Origin of the sequence: Paenibacillus sp. MCAF9, from assembly GCF_052114265.1 — a bacterium.
GTDB lineage: Bacteria > Bacillota > Bacilli > Paenibacillales > Paenibacillaceae > Pristimantibacillus.
Genome location: NZ_JBFREL010000001.1, coordinates 477,580 through 502,050 on the forward strand (window position 1 = coordinate 477,580; position 24,471 = coordinate 502,050).

23 protein-coding genes and 1 pseudogene are annotated in these 24,471 nt (G+C 39.0%); all 24 read left to right on the forward strand.

The genetic code is table 11. The features are described 5' to 3' along the window. Window positions 1-17: 17 nt before the first annotated feature. Entirely contained in the window at window positions 18-920 is a 903-nt protein-coding gene (locus tag AB4Z45_RS02245; protein WP_441907693.1) for an NAD(P)/FAD-dependent oxidoreductase, read from the forward strand. Between the two features lie 10 nt (window positions 921-930). Continuing rightward, entirely contained in the window at window positions 931-1,386 is a 456-nt protein-coding gene (locus AB4Z45_RS02250) for an RrF2 family transcriptional regulator (RefSeq protein ID WP_441907694.1), read from the forward strand. 37 nt (window positions 1,387-1,423) lie between these two features. Beyond that, window positions 1,424-1,744, forward strand: coding sequence for a thioredoxin (gene trxA / locus AB4Z45_RS02255; RefSeq protein WP_441907695.1), 321 nt, complete (start codon window positions 1,424-1,426; stop codon window positions 1,742-1,744). Window positions 1,745-1,849: 105 nt separating this feature from the next. Then, window positions 1,850-2,071 (forward strand): annotated as a pseudogene (locus AB4Z45_RS02260) (SRPBCC family protein); the annotation flags it as partial. Window positions 2,072-2,394: 323 nt separating this feature from the next. Next, a complete protein-coding gene (locus AB4Z45_RS02265; protein ID WP_441907696.1) occupies window positions 2,395-4,788 on the forward strand; it encodes a polyprenyl synthetase family protein in 2,394 nt (797 codons plus the stop codon). A 150-nt stretch (window positions 4,789-4,938) separates the two neighbouring features. Next, entirely contained in the window at window positions 4,939-5,868 is a 930-nt protein-coding gene (locus tag AB4Z45_RS02270; protein WP_441907857.1) for a GNAT family N-acetyltransferase, read from the forward strand. Window positions 5,869-6,094: 226 nt separating this feature from the next. Then, window positions 6,095-6,373, forward strand: coding sequence for a hypothetical protein (locus tag AB4Z45_RS02275; protein WP_441907697.1), 279 nt, complete (start codon window positions 6,095-6,097; stop codon window positions 6,371-6,373). A gap of 741 nt (window positions 6,374-7,114) precedes the next feature. After that, window positions 7,115-8,614 (forward strand): malate:quinone oxidoreductase, encoded by a 1,500-nt coding sequence (locus tag AB4Z45_RS02280; protein ID WP_441907698.1) that lies wholly within the window; start codon window positions 7,115-7,117, stop codon window positions 8,612-8,614. A 254-nt stretch (window positions 8,615-8,868) separates the two neighbouring features. Beyond that, window positions 8,869-9,348 carry an RNA polymerase sigma factor gene (locus AB4Z45_RS02285; protein WP_441907699.1) on the forward strand — a complete coding sequence of 160 codons (480 nt, stop codon included), beginning with the start codon at window positions 8,869-8,871 and terminating at the stop codon, window positions 9,346-9,348. A 2-nt stretch (window positions 9,349-9,350) separates the two neighbouring features. Then, window positions 9,351-9,935: a hypothetical protein gene (locus AB4Z45_RS02290; RefSeq protein WP_441907700.1), complete on the forward strand. Its 585-nt coding sequence runs from the start codon at window positions 9,351-9,353 to the stop codon at window positions 9,933-9,935. 445 nt (window positions 9,936-10,380) lie between these two features. Next, a complete protein-coding gene (locus AB4Z45_RS02295) occupies window positions 10,381-11,451 on the forward strand; it encodes a polysaccharide deacetylase family protein (RefSeq protein WP_441907701.1) in 1,071 nt (356 codons plus the stop codon). Window positions 11,452-11,711: 260 nt separating this feature from the next. After that, window positions 11,712-12,653, forward strand: a complete 942-nt coding sequence (locus AB4Z45_RS02300) for a hypothetical protein (protein ID WP_441907702.1) — start codon at window positions 11,712-11,714, stop codon at window positions 12,651-12,653. A 290-nt stretch (window positions 12,654-12,943) separates the two neighbouring features. Continuing rightward, window positions 12,944-13,468, forward strand: a complete 525-nt coding sequence (locus AB4Z45_RS02305) for a GNAT family N-acetyltransferase (RefSeq protein ID WP_441907703.1) — start codon at window positions 12,944-12,946, stop codon at window positions 13,466-13,468. Window positions 13,469-13,490: 22 nt separating this feature from the next. After that, on the forward strand, window positions 13,491-13,937 hold the full coding sequence (locus AB4Z45_RS02310; protein WP_441907704.1) for a DinB family protein: 447 nt from the start codon (window positions 13,491-13,493) through the stop codon (window positions 13,935-13,937). Window positions 13,938-14,158: 221 nt separating this feature from the next. Further along, on the forward strand, window positions 14,159-15,427 hold the full coding sequence (locus AB4Z45_RS02315) for a glycosyltransferase family 39 protein (RefSeq protein ID WP_441907705.1): 1,269 nt from the start codon (window positions 14,159-14,161) through the stop codon (window positions 15,425-15,427). Window positions 15,428-15,469: 42 nt separating this feature from the next. Continuing rightward, a complete protein-coding gene (locus AB4Z45_RS02320) occupies window positions 15,470-15,955 on the forward strand; it encodes a DUF5412 family protein (RefSeq protein ID WP_441907706.1) in 486 nt (161 codons plus the stop codon). 367 nt (window positions 15,956-16,322) lie between these two features. After that, window positions 16,323-17,591, forward strand: a complete 1,269-nt coding sequence (locus tag AB4Z45_RS02325; RefSeq protein ID WP_441907707.1) for an FAD-binding protein — start codon at window positions 16,323-16,325, stop codon at window positions 17,589-17,591. A gap of 74 nt (window positions 17,592-17,665) precedes the next feature. Continuing rightward, window positions 17,666-18,145, forward strand: coding sequence for an SRPBCC family protein (locus AB4Z45_RS02330; protein WP_441907708.1), 480 nt, complete (start codon window positions 17,666-17,668; stop codon window positions 18,143-18,145). 93 nt (window positions 18,146-18,238) lie between these two features. Then, window positions 18,239-18,553, forward strand: coding sequence for an ArsR/SmtB family transcription factor (locus tag AB4Z45_RS02335; protein ID WP_441907709.1), 315 nt, complete (start codon window positions 18,239-18,241; stop codon window positions 18,551-18,553). Window positions 18,554-19,367: 814 nt separating this feature from the next. Continuing rightward, complete coding sequence (locus AB4Z45_RS02340) at window positions 19,368-19,799, forward strand: hypothetical protein (RefSeq protein ID WP_441907710.1); 432 nt, start codon at window positions 19,368-19,370, stop codon at window positions 19,797-19,799. A 159-nt stretch (window positions 19,800-19,958) separates the two neighbouring features. Beyond that, window positions 19,959-20,099: a hypothetical protein gene (locus AB4Z45_RS02345; protein WP_441907711.1), complete on the forward strand. Its 141-nt coding sequence runs from the start codon at window positions 19,959-19,961 to the stop codon at window positions 20,097-20,099. Between the two features lie 17 nt (window positions 20,100-20,116). Continuing rightward, complete coding sequence (locus AB4Z45_RS02350; RefSeq protein WP_441907712.1) at window positions 20,117-20,716, forward strand: dienelactone hydrolase family protein; 600 nt, start codon at window positions 20,117-20,119, stop codon at window positions 20,714-20,716. Window positions 20,717-21,131: 415 nt separating this feature from the next. Further along, on the forward strand, window positions 21,132-23,747 hold the full coding sequence (gene ppsA / locus AB4Z45_RS02355) for a phosphoenolpyruvate synthase (RefSeq protein WP_441907713.1): 2,616 nt from the start codon (window positions 21,132-21,134) through the stop codon (window positions 23,745-23,747). A gap of 47 nt (window positions 23,748-23,794) precedes the next feature. Then, entirely contained in the window at window positions 23,795-24,424 is a 630-nt protein-coding gene (locus tag AB4Z45_RS02360; RefSeq protein WP_441907714.1) for a class I SAM-dependent methyltransferase, read from the forward strand. The last annotated feature ends 47 nt before the right edge of the window (window positions 24,425-24,471 follow it).

The window sequence follows — 24,471 nt, forward strand, 5'->3', positions numbered from 1 at the left end:
AGTAGGAGATGAGCTGCATGAATTATGATTGTGCCATTATTGGCGGAGGACCAGCAGGGTTAAATGCTGCACTTATGCTTGGCAGGGCAAGGAGAAGCGTTGCTTTGATCGACAACAATCGTCCAAGAAATGCTGTTACTCATTCATCGCATGGCTTTATAACAAGGGATGGCGTTAAACCAGCTGAGTTTCGCCGCATTGCTTATGAAGAGGTGCTGAGTTATCCAACAGTCGATCATATGCAAGCTGAGGTGATTTCGGTCAGCAAAATTGAAGCCGGATTTGAGCTTATTGATTCATCTGGATTTCGCATTCATACACGTAAATTGATCTTGGCAACAGGAGTAAAAGAAATATTTCCCGATATCGAAGGCTTTTACCCGCTTTATGGAAAAAGCTTGTTTAATTGTCCATATTGCGACGGCTGGGAGCTGCGCGATCAGCCCCTTGTCGTTGTTTCGGAATATCCGACTGTTTTTCATACAGCGAAGCTGCTTCTCAATTGGAGCAAGGATTTAGTTGTCTGTACAAACGGGAATGAAAACCTGTCGAACGAACAAAAAAAACAGCTCCAACGAAAGGGGGTCGCAATCATGGAGCAGCCCATTGAAGCATTCGTCGGACAAAATGGGCAGCTTGAGCATATTCGTTTCTCAGATGGAACAACCATTGAAAGAGCTGGTGGTTTCGTTTCTCCTAAGTTTATTTCAAGCACGCGGTTCGGAGAACAATTGGGCTGTGATAAAACGGAGTTGGGAGGAATTCAAACGGATGGAAAGGGGAAAACCTCAATACCCGGTCTTTATATCGCTGGTGATGCTTCCTATTTTATGCCATCCCAATTGGTTTTTGCTGCGGCAGACGGCAGTCGAATAGCGATGAGCGTAAATTTGGAGTTGGCAGAGGAAGACTTCATTTAACGAAACATAAATGAAATCACAATACGGAAGGCCTGAGCGCTATTTGCAAATAAAAAATCATTTGATTGGGTCTTCAAAATTTCGGGCAGCTTTATGTGTCATCTTGCTTCTTACAGAGCATGGTGGAACGTTGACTAGCTCAGAAATGGCGCAACAGCTGAATGTCCATGCGGCTTATTTACGAAAAATCATGTCCACATTGCTGAAAGCTGGGATGGTTGAAGCTAAGGAAGGACAAGACGGCGGATATAAACTAAAGCATCCTGAATCAGATATAACACTGGCTGATGTTTACGATGCAGTAAGAGAGGTAAAGAAAAGCCAAACCGTTACATTCTGTCATTGGACAACATCTATAAATGAAAACTTAGCGAAATTGATGCTAGAAGTTGATGAATGTACCATTTCATACTTAAAGGAAATTAAAGCAACTGACATGATAAGCAGCTTAAGCAATTCAAATTAGACAAAACTAATATCCAACTGGAGAGGAAGACATAACCATGACAATTATACATGCAACGGATACAACACTAAAAAATGAAATTCAAAAGAAGGGGCTAACCATAGTTAATTTCTGGGCACCTTGGTGTGGGCCATGTCTTATGTTTGCGCCCATTCTTGAAACATTTCGTTCGGCAGGAAGCCATAATGTAAAAATTGTGAAAGTAAATGTGGATGTTAGTGAAGAGATGGCTTCACAATTTGGAATTATGAGTATACCTACTACCATCCTCTTTAAAGATGGAATACCTGTTGACAAAAGGAGCGGAGTCCTATCAGTAGAAGGCTTGGAAAAATTTATTTCTGGTCATAATAATTAATAACCCGCATTATAGGCTTGATCGTTCATGATAGAGGAAAAGATGTGTAGTACACACGTATCAAAAGGTTAATATCATCGCAATGGAGGATTCAGATTCGATCTCCGCCCAGGTGGTTTATTTCTTTACAAACAGACTGCACCAGACGGAACCGAGATGTGGGTCAAGTTTATCTATCATGAAGTTAATTCCCCTGAGAAAATAGTGTATACCAATTCCTTTTCTGATGAGGAAGGTAATACCGTGCGTGCTCCCTTTGACGCTAATTGGCCTCTTGAATTTTCAGTCACTTTAACGACAAAGGTTAGTTTGATCTCACATTGTTGATGATCAGCCTAACCTTTGTTGTTTTTTATTAGAAGGTCTCAAATGGAACGGGGTCGAGCCTTTTTGCGTAATGTATCTCAGAACTTTGTACTTCATGTCCAGCTTGATATTCTCGCTACATATTTTTACCAAAAAATTGTTGAACCACCAGCAATCGTGTAAAATATAACTTATTTGCTCGACGCATATCGTTCCAAATTCCTCGGAGGAAGTGAGTAAACATAATATTTTAGTCTTATGTACTTCAGGAACTATACTAAGGCTTCAAATCAGTTATTTTGTTACATTTCCCAGTCATTTTATTTTAACTATAAGTCGAGGTTATGCGTCGTATGAATGATAAGTATACAGCTCAAGCAGATACTTGGTACCAGCTTGCAGAGCAAAAGGCAGCCCAATATTTTGAAACATTGAACGAACAAGTGAAGAATAAAACTTATGTAACCACACTAACCGAAGATATTCAATTGTGGAAAAAGAACCATATCCAACATTATTCATTGTTATCCTTTTTTTCGAGAGGAAAGAAAAAACCGGATTCTCGGGATTATCATAGATATATATGGTGGCTGAATTATTCAGGAAAACTGGATGATTATTTGGATCGAAGCGTTTCCTATATTTATATGAGGGATTTAGGAAAAGCTTTGGATGCTCCAGAGACACAAATGAGAATTCAACGAGTGATTGCTGACGTTAAAAGCCACTTTATTCAACCCTCATCAACAAACGGGGGAGAGCAGCCTGATTTTATGACCTTGGCGGGGCTGTATCGGTGGGCTCAGAAGGAAGGCATAGAAAACGGCATAATTTGGGTAATAAATAAACTAAAATCCGTATCCTCTAATATCCCAAAGGAAATGAGTTCCGAGCATGCGGTGCGCAAGCTGATCAAAATAATAATTGGCGTAATGCTGCATGTAATTGAAGAAATGGATGATCAAGTATTGCCTGTTGAACGTGCCAGGAGATTAGACGAAGCCATCAGACTTGGTTACTCCTATGGACTAACCTATCCTTTTATTGACGATCTGCTTGATTCTGGTGTCCTAAAGGCTGACGAGAAAGAACAATATTCCAATATGATCCGTACCTCACTTCTAAGCGGATCTGTTCCACAATTAGGTGAATGGTCCGGCAATAACTTTGAATTTGTCCAATACGTACATGCGGAGCTTAGTGACGCTTTTGAGTATATTAAAAAATACCAGCGACCTGAGACGCAACAAACCTTTTTCGAGCAATCCTACGTATTTTTTCATTCTCAGGATTTGGACCGTGTCAAGGACCTAACGAATGTAAATTACACTAACAAAGAACTTTACCTGCCTATCATTTTAAAATCCTCATCTTCAAGGCTTATCGTCCGTTCCGTCATTAGTGCTCCTTTGGACGAAGGCTTTGATATTCGAATATTTTATTATGGAATTTATAACCAGCTGGCAGATGATTTAGCAGATATGTTTGATGATATGGAAGACGGGGCGGTAACGCCCTATACCTATTATTTAAAATACCATGAGCAGCGCTCAGATCTAATCAATCCCTTTGAGTTATACTGGTCCATCATTTCTTATTTAATTCACAACGTATACGACTCCGATGCCAAAACCCGAGAAGTGATTCTTGATCGTGCCTTCAATGGTCTAAAAAGGTTGAAAGAACGTATAGGTACTGAGAAATATAACCAAATTATGGCGGTGTTTGCTTCAGGAGATCCAGATTTTAATCGCCTTATCCAACATGTGGTTCAAAAAGCGGATGACGTGGATTTCTTCGATAAACTGCTTCGGGATCAGATGGTAACGGTTTTAAAAAGCAATCGCAGTGAAAAGGAACAATTCCTTTCAACTGTCAAAACTGCTCGCGAGCAAATCAACAATCTATTGCCGATTCACAAAAGTAATGAAATACCTCCAATGAGAGAGCTGCTTATTGATGCTGCAAACTACAGTCTTGAAGGAGATGGCAAACGATTACGGCCAATATTGGCTTGGGTCATGGGTATTAATGAGTATGGACTGCATGCTTCGACGATCGTGCCGCTTCTAAAATCATTAGAGTACATGCATACCGCGTCTTTAATCTTCGATGATCTCCCAACGCAGGATAATGCCTCTACTCGCAGAGGCCGTCCTACGCTGCACGAGGTGCATAATAGTGCCACCGCGGAATTAACCGGCCTATTCCTTACCCAGAAGGCGATTGAAGAGCAATCATCCCTTGAACAGTTTGACCCTAAAATCGTGCTTGCTTTAATGCAATATTCGTCCCAAAGAGCTGGAGATATGTGCATGGGGCAGGCGATGGATTTGCATTCCAAAGGAAAAGCATTAACATTGGAGCAGCTAAATATGATGTGCTTTTACAAAACCGGAATTGCATTTGAAGCTTCACTTGTAATGCCTGCTATTCTCGCTCAGGTTAAGCCTTCTGAGATTGCGATTCTGAAAAAGTACGCCTATCATGCAGGCATAGCCTTTCAAATTAAAGATGATTTACTCGATTCGGAAGGAGATTTACATTTACTCGGTAAACCTATTGGCCAGGATGTGGAGAACAACAACTCGACTTTTGTGACCATCCTTGGTCTAGATGGAGCTAGAAAAGAGATGTGGGAACACTTCTGCCTTGCAATGGAAGCATTAAAGGAGATGCCACGTAGTCCAGCTTTTCTAAAGCAACTGCTGAATTATATTATAAGTCGGGATTTTTAAATTACATTCGAACGCCTTGAGGAAGACTCGAGCGATCATGTTAGATAATGAGACAATTTGAATAAGCAAACAGCAGTCCATCGGTGACATATGGTCACTGTGAGACTGCTTTTACTTTTTAATGGTGTTTGAAGCAGTCTGCAAAAGTTGATGAGAATGAAGGGGAGAAGTAAAGTGAGCGAGGTTAATATGACTAATTACCAATTCATAAATGACTATAAAGATATTTCAACCTACAAAGAAAGCTTTAATGAATTGGCTAAAATGGTATTTGGACTTGATTTCGAAAAATGGTATGAAAAAGGGGGCTGGAACGAAAATTATATGTGTTATTCCTTTATCGATAAAGGTAAAGTCATTGCCAATGCCTCAGCAAGCAAAATGACGGTTATATGTAACAGTGAAGAGTACAAAGCCATTCAAATCGGTACCGTTATGACGCATCCCGACTATCGAAATCAAGGATTATCAGGCAAACTGATGAACCATATTATCGAGAAATATGAACAAGAATATGACTTTATCTACTTGTTCGCTAATGATTCGGTTCTAGACTATTATCCTAGATTTGGGTTTAGAAAAACGCAAGAAAGTAGTTTTACGCTAAACATTTCAGGTTTAGAATTAAAACCAGAAGCAATCCGTTCCTACCGCAAGCTACATACGAATAACGCCAATGATTATCGGTTGATGGAGCAGTTTGCTAAGGAAAGAATATCTGTATCCCCTGTAATGGGTGTGAAAAACAATGAACATCTATTGCTGTTTTATTTTATCTTAGCATTCAATGATGCGATTTATTATGTCGAGGAAGTTGATGCCATTGTTATTTTTAAGCACGAGGATAAACAACTTCATCTTTATGATATCATCAGCGTTCAAAAAGTTGATTATGATGTTATTTTGAACAGCCTTGTTACTGCCGATACGGAGATTATTCATTTTTACTTTATACCCGATTACGATAATGAAAACATTCATGTCGAGTTATTAGCACAGAGTGAGGACACATTGTTTGTTCGTCCTTCATTTGAAGATAGAGCAGAACATATTTTGTTTCCATTAACTTCTCATTCATAATGAAACACTTTTTTCAAACATTATCAGTACAAGGTAAATATCATGCTCTACATCCTGCAGGAACAGCATAGGCCATCGTCTTCCATGTCAATCGTACAGGTCGTTTTGTCTTCTTGAGAATACAATATGGTGTATTCCAAAACAGGAAGGAGATAATTCTGTGAACCGTAACGATTATAATAACATGAGTAATAACATGAACATGGGTAGTAATATGGGTAGTAACATGGGTAGTAACATGGGTATGGTAGAAGGTGCGAATTCGGCTAACTTTTGTCCGGATTGTCCGACGCAAACGATTTATGATCCTCCAATTACGCAATATGAGGACATCTACCATCCGCAGCTTGTAAATGTTATTCAAAATATTGAAACGGTGAAGAAGCATCATTGTTGTCCTGTCTATCAGCATTATTACACGCAATCAGAAAAAAATGTCATGGTTTCAGGCTTAAAACGCAGAAAACGTGCTAAAATATCTTCCAAAAAACGTTCCAAAAAATAGTCCTTAAATATTAAAAAAGACCCGTAAGTACCAACGCTTCGCAAATGAAGCGGTCGCCTTACGGGTCTTTCGCTTGTTTTCAAGATTACTTTAACTGATACAAGAGATGATTTCTTCTTAAATACATATACGATACATACAGAATACGGCCGACAGGCAAAAAAACAGAAAATTACCTTAACTGTTGTCAAAAAGGCTCCTGCCTCAATAAGATATGAATATAAATTGTTGAAATTCTAAAGGAATTTAATGGGTAAGCTGAACAACTTTGTGAAATATATCTACTCCTTCATATAAACGTTGCAGATTATTCACAATTTGTATACTTGAAAATCTCAGAAGCAGAGAAGTAGCAACGTTTAGATTGAAACTAATAGAAGATTAGTTTAACATCAAATACAGTGAACCATACCGCAAGTATCGGAAAAAATGTAATGATGCTAGTAACACATGGCGGCAAACAAAAGCTTCAATCGATCCATTAAGCTTTGTTATTGCCTTTGCTTTATGTGTTCCTAGAGCCTTGTAAACGGACTTTTCACTTTTCACCAGCTTTCAAATAGCTTATAATTATCTGATAATCGCAGATCATTTAATCTATAATCAATTACAAAACAATATGATATGGTTTTAATTGAAACAGAAAAGGTGTGTGACTGGGTCGAGCATTGGCTTAGTGTAACGCCTATACAGAAGCGCCTACATGCTTTATGCAAATTTTAGGATATAAGGATGGTAAAAATGAGCAACGGAGAAAATAAAACAGACGTCATCTTGATTGGTGCCGGAATCATGAGTGCGACTTTAGGGACACTTCTGAAAGAATTGGTACCGGAATGGAAAATTACCGTGTTTGAAAAGCTCGAAAGTGCTGGAGAAGAAAGCTCTAACGAGTGGAATAATGCAGGAACAGGGCATGCAGCACTGTGCGAGCTTAACTACACTGTAAATAAGCCAGACGGATCTGTAGATATTAGCAAAGCTATTCAAATTAATGAACAGTTCCAGCTTTCCATGCAGTTTTGGTCTTACCTTGTAAATAGCAAGCTAATTCGTAATCCGCAAGACTTTATTATGCCATTACCTCATATGAGTATGGTCCAAGGAGAACAAAATGTAACGTTTCTAAAGAAACGTTTTGAAGCCATGTCTACTAATCCATTGTTTAAAGGGATGGAATTTTCCGATGACCCTGCAAAATTGATGGAATGGATCCCACTTATTATAAAAGATCGTAAATCAAATGAAGCTATAGCAGCAACCAAAATTGACTCTGGTACGGATGTCAACTTTGGTGCTTTAACGCGCATTCTGTTTGACCATTTAAAAAGTAAAAACGTTGATCTCAAATATAAACATAGCGTTGACAATATTAAACGTGCTAGCGACGGCTCGTGGGAATTGAAAGTACGTACTGGCAGCGGCAACGTCGAACGGCATACTGCAAAATTTGTTTTTATCGGAGGCGGAGGCGGAAGCCTGCATTTATTGCAAAAATCCGGTATTCCTGAAGGTAAACATATTGGCGGATTCCCAGTAAGCGGAATATTTATGGTTTGTAATAATCCGAATGTTGTGGCACAACATCATGCAAAAGTTTACGGCAAAGCCAAAGTTGGAGCTCCTCCGATGTCGGTCCCACATCTGGATACAAGATTTATCGACAATAAAAAATCTTTGCTGTTTGGTCCATTTGCCGGATTCTCACCTAAGTTTTTGAAAACCGGTTCAATGTTTGATTTGGTTACTTCCGTAAAACCGGATAATCTCATCACAATGTTATCCGCAGGTGCAAAAAACATGTCATTGACAAAATACCTAATTGAACAAGTTATGCTATCCAAAGAAAAGCGCATGGATGAGTTGCGCGAGTTTATCCCTAACGCCAAAACGGAAGACTGGGATTTAGTAGCAGCTGGTCAGCGTGTGCAAGTTATCAAAGATACTGAAGCTGGCGGCAGAGGAACACTTCAATTTGGTACGGAAGTTATAACGGCTGCTGATGGTTCGATTGCAGCATTGCTAGGCGCATCGCCAGGTGCTTCAACTGCTGTTCACGTTATGCTTGAAGTATTTAAAAAATGTTTCCCTCAACATATCAAGGAGTGGGAACCCAAAATTAAAGAAATGATTCCTTCTTATGGCGTTTCACTAATGCAAAATCCAGAGCTTCTGCACGAAATTCATACTTCTACAGCTGACTCGCTAGGCCTGAGTGAAAAAGAGCTGGCTTTTAGTTAGTTTTTCTGATGTGAATTATTTAATATCATTAAAATAAATATTGAACCTTTGATCTAGTTATAGATTGAAGGTTCTTTTTTTATTGAATTTATAGGTGCTGCAGTTAATATTGCTTGCATGTTACCGTTTTTGGTGAGAGGACATACTAATAAAAACCTTGTTGCTCCCTTTTAAAGCAATTGTCCCAAATTTTTTTTACAGCTTGAAAAATAACGGGCTGCTCGATTGTATTACTAGTGAAAGGGGGACATCAAGTGAACGATTCATATGAGCTCAATGAATCCGTCCGCAAAGCCGTGGTCAACTATTCCGACAGCCTGGTCAAGATAGCTTTTGCTTATCTCAAAAATATTGCTGACGCGGAGGAAGTAGCGCAAGAAGTATTTCTAGCCTATCTCCAAAAATCCCCCGTCTTTGATAGTGGTGAACATGAGAAAGCCTGGTTAATCCGTACAACGATCAATAAATGTAAAAACTTGCTCAAGACGGGGTGGTTTAAGAGTCGAAACCCCATACCGGACAACCTGTCTAACCTGCCGAAGGATGAATACATGGTCATGCAGGCTGTATTATCATTGGATAAAAAATATCGGGTCCCGATCCATTTGCATTATTACGAAGGTTATTCCTTGGAAGAAATAGCGGATATACTTCATGCCAAACCTGCGACGGTAGGTACTTGGCTCGCTCGAGGGCGTAAACAGCTTAAAGAAGTGATAGGCGGTGATTTGTGAGAATGAAAAAATCAAGTTATAAATCGGCCATGTCCAAAGTGAAAATAAGTGAAGACTTTCAAGAACGTACACTTGAACGCTTAAGCCAGGAGAAGCACAAACAAATTGACAACAATAATAACAGCATACGAAATGGAGAGATTCCTATGAAAACAATTAATTCTAAAGTAAAGAAAAACAAAGTGATGATCTGGGCAACCAGCATTGCGGCTTGTGCGGTATTGACTCTAAGCATTTATGCAGTAAACCAAGACGCAGGCAGTACTACTCCTGGTGCGGTCACGAAAAATCCAAGCGGCACCATTGAGAATAAAGGTCCTGGACCGGCGACCTCAGCAAAACACAGGGTAAACATTGATGGTGTGATTGATGAGGTAAGTACCGACGGCCAAAGCTTTCGAATTGGCGAATTGTGGGTGACAGTTACGGAACAAACGACTTACGGCATAACAGGCCCAACAGCTCCTGATATTTCAGAGCAGCTGGTAAGCAAGGAATTTAAAGTGGGCAACACGGTATCTGGCTTCACCTCGGGAGACGTCACGAGCGGTAAGGTAACAGCCGACGTCATTTTCAATAATTTTTGATCTAGCTGCTGTTAGCATACTAACCGCATCCTCCTATGGATGCGGTTTTTTGCAAGCTGCATTACATAAAATAGACGATCATAAATCAAAAAAAGACCGATCAAAAAAACTAATTTTTTTACAGTAGGAACTAAATTCTTACAGGTAAACGATTAAGAAACGTTTTGTTAAGATAATTATTGTAATCGCTTTCAATTTAATTTATGGAAGGGCGTGAGGCTTGAGTAGCCTATTGTAGGCTGTACAGCATCATGTGAGACTAATTGCAATTTTTAAAAAAGGAGGAATACAGATGAAATAATTGTAACCTCCGATGACGGGACATGGGACGCTTACCTAGACTATTTAGAAATTCAGTAAAAACCTCGAATCTAGTAGAGAGAGTTAAGCAGAACGGAGTGGCGCGAACAACCATACTCGTATTTTAATACGAGGAGGTACTACCATGTTCAAAGCAAAACTAATAAAAGGGGCAGCGGCCCTAGCACTCTTCAGTTCGTTGTTCTCCATCCCGATAATGCCTATTGCCAGTGCTGCCGATGCCAACTGCCCGAATGGATATGTAGGTCTGACATACGACGATGGCCCAAATGCCAGTAACACTACATCTCTGCTCAATGCTCTGAAGCAGGCTGGTTTGCGTGCAACGATGTTCAACCTTGGGCAAAACGCCCAAAATAACCCTTCACTCGTGCGGGACCAAGTGAATGCGGGCATGTGGGTCGGAAACCACTCTTATACACATCCTCACATGACCACATTGAGCAGCTCGCAGATGTCATCAGAAATTACTCGGACACAACAAGCGATCCAGTCAGCTACCGGAGCTGCACCAAAATTGTTCCGCCCGCCGTACGGCGAGACTAACGCAACTTTGAAGTCAATCGAGAGTCAAAATGGTCTAACCGAGGTGCTGTGGAACGTTGACTCACAAGACTGGAATGGCGCCACCACCGCACAGATCGTAGCCGCTGCGGGCAGACTGCAGAACGGCGATGTCATCCTGATGCATGATCAATACCAGACTACGCTTCAAGCGATCCCCCAGATTGCTCAGAACCTTAAGAGCCGAGGACTTTGCCCTGGAATGATTTCAACAAGCACCGGCCGAGCGGTTGCGCCTGACGGTGGCGGTACAACTACTCCTCCAAGCACAAGTACAAAAAAGGAAGCCGAAAGCATGACCAAAGCTGGTCAGTACACCGGGAATATCAGCTCGCCGTTCTCTGGTGTTGTTTTATACGCCAACAATGATTTGGTCAAATACACACAGAATTTCACGAGCGGAACTCATAGCTTCTCACTCCGTGGTGCTTCAAATAACTCCAATATGGCCAGAGTTGACTTGAAAATAGGCGGGGTGACGAAAGGGACCTTCTACTTCGGAGGCAGTAGTCCCGCGGTCTATACCCTAAGCAATGTCAGCCATGGAACCGGTAATCAAGAAATTGAGCTCGTTTGCACCTCCGATAACGGGACATGGGATGTTTACATTGATTATTTGGAAATTCAGTAAATAACTCGAACCAGTAAAGGATACGATTTAGTTATTGATTTAAATTCAAATCGTATGTTCCACTAAATCCCGGCGGGATCTTCTCCGTCGGGATTTTTGTGAGTAGCCCTGTTGAAAAAACTGAAGAAAACTTATCGTCATTTTTCAAGTTAAAAGATTGATCATTTATCATATTGGTTTAGTTCTTGACCTAAAGTAATGTCACCCCATATAATTATCCATTAATAACCAATAGAATGAGGTCAAGGAGAGTGAAGTTAATGGAACCTACCCTTACAGCCGATCTTGAAAGAATACTGCGAAAACTTGATCAAGCTGATTTAATTAATCTTTTAGTTGATCGGATATCCTCCAGTGACTTGAATTCACTTCTCTTAAAAGTATTCAGCGAGAAAACAAAAAAATCTTCTCCAAATGATCTTTTTAAAAGATACAAGAATAACCGTTTTGTACACCCAGCTGACGTCGATGTGCTATTGCTTAAGAGGATGGAGTTGGATGTTTTAGATATTGCTTCAAAACATTCTTTTTCATTAATTCAACTATCTCCCGTAGCACCATTGGGCTGTGCTTCTGTGCTAGGAACAGTTGATCAAAACAAAGCAATTTCCGCGTTAAGAGGAACGGAGGTTGTATCAGATGCAACCAACCTCTTAGCCCTGCATATCAGTAATTTACTTAAAACAATTGATTCAAATGATAAGAGAGATAATTTTATTCGCTTCTGTACCACCCATAGGCATGTCCGAACGCAATTCTTTGGAGATGCTCCAGGGATGCTGCCTCATTTCCATTTATTTTGTATGGTGTCGTCTGGATTAGATGAAGGTTCCTATAGCTTCGAAAAACAATCATTATGGGAGCATATAAAAGTATACCAAAGTATATTTAAAACGCTGTTTGGATCTGACATTGAGATCATTTTAAGTGAACGCAGTGGTTACAAAGATTCGGCTGGCTTAGTCTCAAGGATTATAAAACACGGAAATGAACTGTCAATGAATGTGTCGGTAAGTACAGGTGAGCCGAATATGGAAAACCAGTATTACAAAGGATTACAATTCACATTAAAGACAGTAATCGGCGAAACGGAGTATTTTATTGGCGATGGCGGTTTTGTAGATTGGACACAAAATATGTTAGGCAGCAGGAAAGAGCGGCTTTTAATTAGTGCAATTGGTCTGGATAGGCTCATTTTGTGAAGTTTCGGCCTTTCTCAAAGGACTCGAAATTATAGAATTCCTACTAAGCAGGTGATTATCATTTTTGAGAAGATGTATAATTATCCATCATTCATTTTAGGTAAATACAAATGCAACTCTGTAGATTTCTGGAATGAACAGATTTGCTTTTACAATAGAATTTATCAAAGTGACTTCATGAGTGATTGGAAATATTTGTTTTTTAAATATTATCCAAAGCATGAGCAATCACTGCTGCGCTAACCATCTAATAGGAATACATATTAATATTATAAAAATGGAGTGATAGAGTGTTTCCGATTCTAGAGTCAGAAAGATTGCAATTGAGAGAAATCGTTAAAGAAGATGCTCACAGCATCTTTCATTGCTTTTCCAATCATGATGTGACACGATATTATGGACAAGATACGTTAACAAATATCGAACAAGCAGAACAGTTCATTGCGTTTTTCGCGAAAAGCTACCAAGAAAATCGAGGCATTCGATGGGGAATAGAAATAAAAGGTAAAAAAGAAATGATCGGGACCATCGGTTTTAATGTTTTGTCTTTAAAACATAAAAGAGCTGAGATAGGCTATGAGCTTCATCCTGATTATTGGGGAAATGGATATGCAACAGAAGCCATTTCAAAAGTTATAGCATATGGTTTTAGCGAGCTTGGGTTAACAAGAATTGGCGCAATTGTTTTTATTGAAAATAAAAAATCCAATCAATTATTAACAAAACTAGGTTTTGAAAAAGAAGGGATTCTGAAAAACTATATGTATCAAAATGGTATTGCCCATGATACAAACATTTACTCTTTGATAAAGTGAAGTTAATGAAAGGATGGAATCAATGAAAACAATCCAAAAGATGTATGAACATCTAAACTGGGCAAATCAACGTATTCTAGAAACTTTGCAAAATGTAGAAGTCGAGGATCAACTCGTGCGGTTATTTTCTCATATTTTATATGCCGAACAAGTTTGGATTGCTAGAATACAAGGAATGGACAGTTCACAAATGCCTATCTGGTCAGATGGTGATCTAGAAACCTGTGCAACACTTATTAAACAGAATGAAGAAAGCTTCAAAAATATTCTCACTAAAATCACAAACGCTGACTTAGATAACTTAGTATCATATTCAAACAGTAAAGGTAAAGAGTTTATAACTTCCACAAGAGATATTTTAACTCATGTAGCACTACATGGTCAGTATCATCGAGGACAAATTAATTTACAAATTCGAGCAAATGCTTTTGAACCCGTCAACATTGATTATATTTCTTTTGTGAGATAGAAATATCAATAGTTACTATTTGAATTACGGGTAATCGATAGTTATACTTTAGTTCTGGAGCAGTTTGCCATGGCAGCTGCTCCTTATTATTTTTAAAATAAAGGACCGTATGGCTCTAATACTTGGTCATAGTGATGTATGATGAAGAAGGTCTGTACCACTCGTATTTGTAAGAGAAAGGTGTGTAAATCCTGTTTAAGCTTAATCATGTCTCTCGTCCTATGCGCACTACTTTATTCATTATTATCATTCTCGTTTTTTCGTTTAGCACCGCATCTGTTTTGTTGTATGGCGATCACTTTCTCATTGGGTCATATGATAAACAAAATAATGACGACGTCAAATATGTAAATAGCGCTAAAATTTTATTGAATAAGCACACGATTGCTTATAACAGCGGCGATGAGCCGTCTGCTTTCATCATGCCAGGAATGCCAGTTGTACTGGGTGGTCTCATGCTCATCTTCGGACAAGGAGATGGAGGGGTTGTGGCATTCCGAGTCCTAATGGCAGCCCTGCAGGCGTTCTCGATCTATTTGATTTTTATAGCGGCTAATCAACTGTTTAATAGTAGAGCCGCAATAATAGCCAGCATCGCATCCGCGCTTTATTTGCCCGATTATTTTTCTTCTGGCGCCATTTTGTCTGAGACAATGTTCCGCACGCTGTTCATATTGCTTATTTGCTTTAGCCTTCTTGCCTTAAGGAGACAGGAAACGAGGTATTACGTTATTTCAGCCGTTATTGTTGGGCTAGCATGTTATTTCAAACCACATGCGGTACTTTTTCCCGTTGTCTGGTTCATTTTATGGCTTGTGCAAAAGATATCTTGGAAAATTATAGTGAAGTATACAGGAGTTATTTCGCTAACGATGATCCTTTTGCTATCACCATGGTGGATACGGAATTACGTCACTTTTGATAAATTCATTCCATTCACGCAGTCAGCAGGCAATCCGATGTTATTAGGGGCACTTATTAACAACAAGGCACCTTCAAAGGCCTTCTTCGACACCCATCTAGAATACGAGGGCATCAGTAAAAATTTATTTGCAGGCTCTGACACTGCTCAAGCCGAAACAGCACAAAAGATTGTAAGCTTCGGCTTTAAAAATCAACCATTAAAATACTTGAAATGGTATACGATTGATAAAGTATTTGGATTATATGCGGCTCCTTATTATTGGAAAACGGTATTTGGTGTGAATATTTGGATCGCGGGCATCTATCATGTCGTATTTATTCTATTTGGAGCAGCAGGTTTACTGCTTACACTTAAACGAGCTTTCCGGCAAAAGAAAATTGCCTATTTATTTTTATTGCTTTCATTGGCTTACTTTACTGTGATCTATATTCCCTTTGTCGCATTCAATAGGTATGGTTACCCGAATGTGTTTCTTTTCTTTATGAGCGCAGGTTTTTTTATCGACTGGGCGATTGCAAAGTATCAAAGTACGAGTGTGAAAAATAATGTTACTGCCAACCTTTAAAGGCTTCAACTTACACGGGAATCGAAATAGATCGGAGGATTTATGAAAAAAAGATATGCTTTCTTGCTATTTTTAGCAATCAGTATTTTATTATTAATAGGTTATAATAGATACTTTTATAGTTTTCAAGCTCTTAATAATAATGCTGTCATATTTAGTGGTCCGACCAAATCTCCGAACGGTGAATATAATGCAAGTGCATATTATATCCCTTATGGTGGCGCAGCAGGTGGCGTTTTGTATCTTGTCGAGGTTGAAGAAACCCAAACGGGCAAGAAAAAAACGATTTATTCAAGCAATCATAAAGACATTTTTTCTATGAATTGGAAATCCGCAGAAGTACTTAAAATTAAAAATGAAAGTCCGGAATATAATGACCATCGGAATATAGAGATGAATGTGAAGTCCGATATTTATGAAGAATCTGGAGCTGCTTGTCGAAGTCTATTGTTAAAAGGCAAGTTTGAAAATTGTTATAAGGCCGATGACATTCAGGTGCCATTTATTCTTAAAATGATTGGTTTCTGATAAGAGACACGAAATTCCACAATTTGGAATTACGAATGTTAAGATACATTGGCTTAATTAATTATGGTGTTAGCATTTAGCATACTTCATGTTGCAAACGGTACACCAAAGCTTAATGCTCAAATTATTCTGAGAAAAGGTATAGCCCCTCTAAAAATATGAGGAGTTGTACCTTTAGTTTTTTCTATAGCTGCTTTTAAGCATAAGAGACAGCATAAGAGACCTAAGGGTCATTGCAGTGGTATTTGATGTAATGTTCACCAGAACTACTCTCCGTGCAGGATACTTCCAAAATGTATAGAATGTTTTTATAACATATCGATATTTTTGACAAATCTTTCATCAGATGTAGTGGGGGTATATGTTTATGGAAAATAATCAAAATTGGGCAGGTAACTATAGGTATAGCGCATCGGAACTCCATGTTCCGGAAACATTGGAGCAAATACAAGAGTTAGTAGCACGTAGCAATCGAATTAAGACACTTGGCACTCGTCATTCGTTCAATGGAATCGCTGATTGTAACGAGAACCTCATCTCTCTTCAAAAGTTTAACCGAATCCTTGCATTAGACACTAAACACAATAAGGTTACAGTCGAGGGAGGTATTAGATACGGAGATCTGTGTCAATATCTGTATGAATTCGGTTATGCTTTGCACAACTTGGCGTCGTTGCCCCATATTACTATTGCAGGCGCATGCCAAACGGCCACACATGGTTCCGGTGACCAGAACGCTAATCTTGCTTCGGCGATTCAATCCATGGAAGTTGTCAAAGCGGATGGGAATAAGGTCGTATTCTCCCGTGAACAACAAGATGGATTCTTTGCCGGGGCGGTAGTGGGGCTTGGAGGGCTCGGGGTGATTACGAAAATCACTCTAGATATAATCCCCACATTCCAGATGAGTCAATATGTATTTGATCATTTGCCTTTAGTTCATCTTAAAGACCATTTTGACGAAATATTCTCTAGCGCTTATAGTGTTAGTCTTTTTACGGATTGGAAAACTTCTACATTCAATCAAGTCTGGCAAAAGCATAAGTTACTAGGTTTTGAACACGCTGAAGTGGAATCTGAATTTTTTGGCGCCAAGCTCGCAAGAGTACCACGACATCCAGTGCCAGGTTATTCTGCAGAGAATTGCAGTGAGCAGCTTGGTATTCCCGGGCCATGGCATGAAAGGCTACCGCACTTCCGCATGGATTTCACGCCAAGTGCTGGTGAGGAACTACAGAGTGAATATTTTGTGCCGCGCAAAGATGCCTATCAAGCACTATGTGCGATTGACCGGATACGTGATTTCATATCGCCACATCTTTATGTGTCAGAGGTCCGTACGATTGCGGAAGACAATTTGTGGATGAGTCCTTGTTATAAGCAGGAATCCGTTGCTTTTCACTTTACATGGAAGGCGGATTGGGAGGCAGTCAGACAAATTCTACCGATGATCGAGGAACAGATTGCGCCTTACCATGCTCGTCCACATTGGGCAAAGCTGTTTGCCACGCCGCCAGCCCATCTTCAATCACTATATGAGAAGTTGCCTGACTTTCGGCAATTACTACTTCAAAACGATCCTCAAGGAAAGTTTTGCAACGACTTCTTGAAAAACTACATTATGGAGAAATATTAATTCCTTTACAGTTATATAACCATATGGTAATGTATATAATATAATATGTAAATTATAGCTCTGGAGGGGATTGAATGGACGGTAAACTTCTACAATATGAAGGAAGAAGTGTAGTTCGGTTCGAGCGTTTTCTGAATCATCCGATAGAAAAAGTATGGAGGGCGATAACAAGTCCTAATCAGATTGCCAATTGGTTAACTGCGCATGCTGAATTTGATCTGATTGTTAACGGAAAGATTACATTTCGTTGGGAGAATGGGGATCTGGTTCATGGAAAGTTCACTATGGTCAATCCCCCAAATGAGCTCGAGTACACTTGGATAGAGAAATCTTCAGGAGAATCAGTTGTTCGATGGGAGCTGCATGACGATGATAAAGGATGCCATCTTCACCTGACTCATACGTTTTACGAGTCCGCTGAAGTTGCTGATTTTCTGGCAGGCTGGCATGTGCATCTAGACATGATTGATATGATTCTTCATGTAAAGCATGTCGACTTCTCTTCGGATCTTTTTAAAGAGTTGCGCGAGAAATATGCTTCGATAATGAATTGAGTTGTAGAGGAAGACAATGCTAATGCTTTTGGAGCGATTAGAACATCAAATTAAAATCCATTGTCGGTTGCGCATTCGAGTGGAGAGGACCAAATGATGAGTAATAATATATTTGAAGTTTTGTCGGAACCGCACAGACGGTCTATGCTGGATCTATTGCGCATTCGCGAGCGATCAGTTGGGGAGCTTGTAGATAAGTGTCAATTGAGTCAACCGGGCGTTTCTAAGCATCTAAGAGTATTGCGAGAAGCTGGATTGGTTGAGGTACGATCTGTATCCCAAAAAAACATCTATTCCTTACGCCCAGAGCCGCTTCAAGAAGTCGATAAGTGGCTGGAGTCATATCGTCATTTCTGGTCCAGCAAGCTTGACGATCTCCAGTCCTTCCTTGACCAAGAGGAAGAATAGATACTCGATTAGAACTTACATTGACCATGATAAAGTCAGGAGATTATCCTGGCTTTTTCTGTGTTACACCATAGAAGAAGACAGAGATTCGAAAATCGATTCTTATTGAACAAACGGAAAGCTAAAACAATGATAATTGTAGATGAGCAGACGCTTCGGCGGGCTGCTTATTTTTTTATTTTTAAAGAATAGAGAGAGAAAAATGACAGGGTACTATTAATGATAGAACTATTCATTACGATGGGAATGGGGATATAATTCAGGAAACAATAACACTTTTTTAGCAATTTTCGCTTCTTGTCCTTAAGAATTAGAATAATTCATGAGGCTAACAAATAACACAAAGTAAATTTTTCATATTGAAAATTTCAATTGGGATGAAAGGGGGAGTACAGTTGGAGAGAGTTCATGATGCTGCATTACATAGTTTCTGGGTTGCAGTGGTTGTTTCGTTAATCCTTATGTGTATTTATCCGTTGAGCTTCTTAATTGAGGTCCATATAATGTTCTTTGTGTACGTGCTGCCATTTTTGATATTGTCACTGTGGATATTAATTCTTTTGTGCTTATGCCCTGCTTTTTATTTAATTGATCTGTTACTCAGAATTAAAAAAAGGAGATTAATTTCGTCCATGCTTGCTCACGCATTTACCGGGTTGATGATTTCCACGATGATTTATTCCCTCTGTGTCGGCAAATTAGAATGGAATTACTTCTACTGCGTACCCGGAATTCTAAGCGGCTTTCTGTTCCCAGTAATGGAGCGTTGGAATTAGAGTCTCATTTCTTGATTTTGCAGAAAGGATTGAACTACATGAAGCCTATGATCATATTATGTATATTTCTTCTGTTCATAATGGGATGTCAAAGCAAAGAGGACAAGTCAATAATTAAGGAGGTTTCGTCCGATTCCATTACAGTTCGAGTCAAAATAGAAAGAGAAGAAGCATCGAAAATTAAAATTCATACCGAATTGGAGAATACAGGCGATAATTCCATTGGGATCATCCATGGTGACCCTTTGACTGGAGCAGTCGTCGGAGAGCGATCTAATCGCCCAGATATTATTTATAGTTTTGTTGGTATCTCAAAGTCATTAGCTAAGAAAGAAGTATACAATTTCGATAAGGACAAAATGATTAGTATTACACCTGAAGATCAAATTCTTTACACTCAAACCATATTTTCCATTAATGGTGAAAGTAAGACCATAGAATTAAATATTAGTTTAGATGAAGTTGATTGAAAGGTATCTTTGAATTCCTAATTCAAAACTTTAATATTGGAGGCGTGTATTTTTGAATTATTTTATAATAACCGGCACATCAAGAGGAATTGGACAAGAACTCAAGACCAAGCAACCTTCCCGTCTGCACAACTATTCGGAATGGCCAAAGATGCCGGCATGCTGACGACACCAGAAGAAACCGCACAACAAATAATAGCGTTTTTGTTTACAGAGCATTTTGAACATGGTGCTATCGTTGATATTTATGACTATTCGAAGCTTCAACAATATGTTGACACTCCAAACAAAAACAATTAACAAAGGCGGCTGAAATAATGTTTAGTATAATTAACGGTTCTGAAACTTTAATCATAGTCATTCATGAAATCTATGGCATTAACCGTCATATGCAAAATATTTGTCAATCACTAGCGAATCATGGTTTTGATGTTATTTGTCCAAATCTTTTGGAACAAGAAGTACCTTACGACTATGCCGAAGAGGAAACTGCATATCGTCATTTCGTAGAAAATGTAGGCTTCATTAAGGCTTCGAACCAAATTAAGCATCTCGTATCCGACAAGAGGGCTAATTATAAAAAAGTTTTTCTTGCCGGATTTAGCGTAGGAGCAACAACTGCATGGTTATGTTCAGAGGAACCAGAGGTTGATGGGATAGCAGCATACTATGGTTCACGCATTAGAAACTACACGGAATTATTGCCTAAATGTCCAACGATACTATTTTTCCCACAAGAAGAATTGTCGTTTCATGTAGATGATTTAATTTCGATTTTAAGCAAAAACGATGCGAATGAAATCCATAAATTCAGCGGACAACACGGCTTCAGTGACCCGTATTCTAGCAAATACAATGAACAATCAGCACAAAAGGCCTTTTCTGAGATGGTAGGCTTTTTCCATAACATAGAATGATTTTGATCCTATCGTAGGAAGCAATACACTTGGTTGCTTGTACACTGCCTGTTAACGGAGTTTAACTTTAAGAGGGCTATCATCGGTAATTTTACAATAACTTTTTTATTATTGTGGCGATAGAGTGGAAGAGAACAATTCATATCCTATTAGGACAAGAAGGTGATATGAAGTGACGGAGCTCGGCACGAACTCTGCTTTTTAATACGATAATGTTAGAGGGAAATCAAAAAAGAACCTGGATAATATTATCAGGTTCTAAACATTTGCATATAAACAAACACGATGATATAATCATTGCACGTCTTTCAAAATAAATGTGAACATAAATGTTACATCTTACAATTTTATTGTATCATGCAGGTAAGCTCTTGTCAAATGTTTTTCTCAGTTTATTGGATAGGGGAGATATTGAATGAGTAATTTAGTTCTCGGTTTTCAGGAAATGGAAAAAACGCAATTTTCACTCGTTGGAGGAAAAGGGTTGAATTTAGGGGAATTATCAAAAATCGAAGAAATTCAAGTACCCGAGGGATTTTGCGTTACAACTGAAGTTTATCAAAAAGCCTTTGAACATAACGAAACGTACCATGCATTGTTGGATCAACTGACAACGTTAAAAGTAGTAGATCGAGACCAGATTGGTGAAATCAGCAGGAAGATTCGACAAATCATTATGGAGTTAGAAATTCCTTCTGAAGTTGTGAAAGCAATCACACACTATCTCTCACCATTTGGTGATGAACATGCTTATGCCGTACGTTCTAGTGCGACTGCTGAAGATTTACCACATGCTTCTTTTGCTGGTCAGCATGACACCTATTTAAATATCATCGGCAAAGAAGCAATCATTCAGCATATCAGTAAATGTTGGGCATCTCTATTTACGGATCGCGCGGTAATCTACCGTATGCAAAATGGATTAGACCACAGTCAAGTTTATTTATCCGTTATCGTTCAAAGAATGGTTTTCCCAAAGGTTTCGGGAATATTATTTACCGCTGATCCGATCACCTCTAACCGAAAGCTGCTATCTATCGATGCCAGCTTTGGACTTGGAGAAGCGTTGGTTTCTGGCCTAGTTTCTGCCGATTGTTATATCGTACAGGGAGGGGAAATCGTCAACAAAAGGATAGCAACCAAAAAAGTGGCTATCTATGGATTAAAAGAAGGAGGAACAGAGACAAAGCAAATCGATCCTGAACTACAGAAGACACAAACACTTACTGAACAACAAATTTTACGATTGGCACTCATCGGAAGAAAGATCGAAGCTTATTTTGGTTGTCCACAAGATATCGAATGGTGTTTGGCCCATGATACATTTTATATTGTACAGAGTCGTCCAATCACAACTTTATACCCGATCCCTGAAGCGAAGGATAAAGAAAATCATGTCTATGTTTCAGTTGGTCATCAACAAATGATGACCGACCCCATGAAACCACTAGGACTGTCTTTCTACCTGTTAACGACCCCTGCAACCATGCGAACAGCTGGTGGAAGATTGTTTGTTGATATCACACATAGCCTGGCTTCCCCTGTCAGTAGCAGTATTGTAATAGATGCCTTGGGAAAATCCGATCCCCTCATAAAAGACGCGCTTATGACTATCGTAGAGCGAGAAGATTTTATAAAATCAACTCCTGATGTTAAACAAGTACCTAGTCCCATTAAAAGCAGTAAAGGTAAGACGTTTTCCGATATTCAAGCACAAATCGAAAATAACCCGACAATCGTTTCTGATTTAATTAAAAGTAGTCAAACATCGATAGAAGAGTTAAAACAAAACATCCAAACGAAATCAAGATCAGATTTATTTGATTATATTTTAGAAGATATCCAGCAATTAAAGAAAATTCTATTTAACCCACAAAGTTCTGCTGTAATTATGACTGGGATGGATGCTTCATCATGGATTAATGAAAAAATGAACAAGTGGTTAGGTGAAAAAAATGCAGCAGATACGCTTTCGCAATCTGTACCAAACAATATTACTTCGACAATGGGTCTGGCGCTATTGGATGTCGCTGATGTGATTCGTCCTTATCCAGAAATAATTGATTATTTGCAACATGTAAAAGAAGATAACTTTTTGGATGATCTGGTTAAGCTTAACGGTGGGAAGGACACCCAAGACGCTATCTATGCTTATCTCGACAAATATGGGATGCGATGTGCCGGTGAAATCGATATGACTAAAACTCGTTGGAGTGAAAAACCAATTACACTTGTCCCGATGATTCTAGGCAACATCAAAAACTTTGAGCCTAATGCCGGCAAGCGAAAATTCGAACAAAGGCGACAGGAAGCTTTGGAAAAAGAACAAGAGTTATTAGACCGATTAAAACAATTACCGGATGGTAATCAAAAAGCCGCAGAGACCAAACAAATGATCAGCTTAATCCAAAATTTCAGCGGATATCGTGAATATCCGAAGTACGGCATGATTAGTCGATACTTCGTATATAAGCAAGCTTTATTGAAAGAAGCCGAACAGCTCGTACAAGCGGGCATTATTCATGAAAAAGATGATGTATACTATCTTACTTTTGAAGAATTTCGCGATGTCGTAGCCACAAATATACTGGATTACCAGATCATCAACAATCGAAAAGACGAATATAAACGATATGAAAAACTGACTCCCCCACGTGTTATTACATCTGATGGCGAAATCATTGCAGGGAAGTATGAACGGGAAAATCTCCCAACCGACGCTATTGCAGGTCTGCCTGTTTCTTCTGGAGTAATCGAGGGACGAGCACGTGTTATCTTAAGTATGGAGGATGCTGACTTAGAAGATGGAGATATTTTAGTCACTTCCTTTACTGACCCTGGCTGGACACCTTTGTTTGTATCCATTAAAGGTCTAGTTACCGAAGTTGGTGGGCTGATGACTCATGGGGCAGTTATCGCGCGTGAGTATGGCTTACCAGCAGTGGTTGGAGTTGAGAATGCTACCACTTTGATAAAAGATGGACAACGAATACGCGTGCATGGAACAGAAGGGTATATCGAAATATTGTAATGACTATCAAGATAACATTTAATTTAARACATTAAGGAGATAGAGATATGACGGAATTTTGGGAATCAAGTTTTATAGAAAAACAAACGATGTGGGGATTTGAACCTACAGACTCCGCAATCGTAACAAAGGACTTTTTCCTTGAAAAGAATGTTAAGGACATACTGATACCAGGTATTGGTTATGGCAGAAATGCAAGGGTTTTTATTGATAATGGAATAAATGTAACAGGTATAGAAATTTCAAAAACAGCGATTGATTTGGCGAAGGAAAACGGGCTTGATATTAGTATTTTACATGGCTCAGTAACGGATATGCCCTTTGATAACAAGCTCTATGATGGTATATTCAGTCATGCGCTTATTCACTTATTGGATAATCGAGAGAGAGAAAAATTTATTCAAGATTGTTATGATCAGTTAAAGCCAAATGGATATTTGGTTTTTACAACGGTTTCACAAAAAGCCCCAATGTTTGGAAAGGGCAAACAATTGGCTAAAGACTATTTCGAGATAATGGAAGGCGTGAAAATGTATTTTTATGATGCTGACTCCATAAAACAGGATTTTGAAAAATATGGACTGGTAGAGATTTCAGAAATTGACGAGCCAAATAAGAACACAAAAAATGCACCTCCAATCCATTTTTTAATTATAAAGTGCAAGAAAACATCGTAATGATAATCTTGTATTTTCAATCAAACAGTGACAGTCTAGGACATTAT

Bases quoted from the DNA above. Each gene is read 5' to 3' on its own strand.
- AB4Z45_RS02245 (WP_441907693.1), top strand. From the start codon at position 18: ATGAATTATGATTGTGCCATTATTGGCGGAGGACCAGCAGGGTTAAAT.
- AB4Z45_RS02250 (WP_441907694.1), top strand. From the start codon at position 931: ATGAAATCACAATACGGAAGGCCTGAGCGCTATTTGCAAATAAAAAAT.
- trxA (WP_441907695.1), top strand. From the start codon at position 1,424: ATGACAATTATACATGCAACGGATACAACACTAAAAAATGAAATTCAA.
- AB4Z45_RS02265 (WP_441907696.1), top strand. From the start codon at position 2,395: ATGCGTCGTATGAATGATAAGTATACAGCTCAAGCAGATACTTGGTAC.
- AB4Z45_RS02270 (WP_441907857.1), top strand. From the start codon at position 4,939: ATGAGAATGAAGGGGAGAAGTAAAGTGAGCGAGGTTAATATGACTAAT.
- AB4Z45_RS02275 (WP_441907697.1), top strand. From the start codon at position 6,095: ATGGGTAGTAACATGGGTATGGTAGAAGGTGCGAATTCGGCTAACTTT.
- AB4Z45_RS02280 (WP_441907698.1), top strand. From the start codon at position 7,115: ATGAGCAACGGAGAAAATAAAACAGACGTCATCTTGATTGGTGCCGGA.
- AB4Z45_RS02290 (WP_441907700.1), top strand. From the start codon at position 9,351: ATGAAAAAATCAAGTTATAAATCGGCCATGTCCAAAGTGAAAATAAGT.
- AB4Z45_RS02295 (WP_441907701.1), top strand. From the start codon at position 10,381: ATGTTCAAAGCAAAACTAATAAAAGGGGCAGCGGCCCTAGCACTCTTC.
- AB4Z45_RS02300 (WP_441907702.1), top strand. From the start codon at position 11,712: ATGGAACCTACCCTTACAGCCGATCTTGAAAGAATACTGCGAAAACTT.
- AB4Z45_RS02310 (WP_441907704.1), top strand. From the start codon at position 13,491: ATGAAAACAATCCAAAAGATGTATGAACATCTAAACTGGGCAAATCAA.
- AB4Z45_RS02315 (WP_441907705.1), top strand. From the start codon at position 14,159: ATGCGCACTACTTTATTCATTATTATCATTCTCGTTTTTTCGTTTAGC.
- AB4Z45_RS02320 (WP_441907706.1), top strand. From the start codon at position 15,470: ATGAAAAAAAGATATGCTTTCTTGCTATTTTTAGCAATCAGTATTTTA.
- AB4Z45_RS02325 (WP_441907707.1), top strand. From the start codon at position 16,323: ATGGAAAATAATCAAAATTGGGCAGGTAACTATAGGTATAGCGCATCG.
- AB4Z45_RS02330 (WP_441907708.1), top strand. From the start codon at position 17,666: ATGGACGGTAAACTTCTACAATATGAAGGAAGAAGTGTAGTTCGGTTC.
- AB4Z45_RS02335 (WP_441907709.1), top strand. From the start codon at position 18,239: ATGATGAGTAATAATATATTTGAAGTTTTGTCGGAACCGCACAGACGG.
- AB4Z45_RS02340 (WP_441907710.1), top strand. From the start codon at position 19,368: ATGAAGCCTATGATCATATTATGTATATTTCTTCTGTTCATAATGGGA.
- AB4Z45_RS02345 (WP_441907711.1), top strand. From the start codon at position 19,959: ATGCTGACGACACCAGAAGAAACCGCACAACAAATAATAGCGTTTTTG.
- AB4Z45_RS02350 (WP_441907712.1), top strand. From the start codon at position 20,117: ATGTTTAGTATAATTAACGGTTCTGAAACTTTAATCATAGTCATTCAT.
- ppsA (WP_441907713.1), top strand. From the start codon at position 21,132: ATGAGTAATTTAGTTCTCGGTTTTCAGGAAATGGAAAAAACGCAATTT.
- AB4Z45_RS02360 (WP_441907714.1), top strand. From the start codon at position 23,795: ATGACGGAATTTTGGGAATCAAGTTTTATAGAAAAACAAACGATGTGG.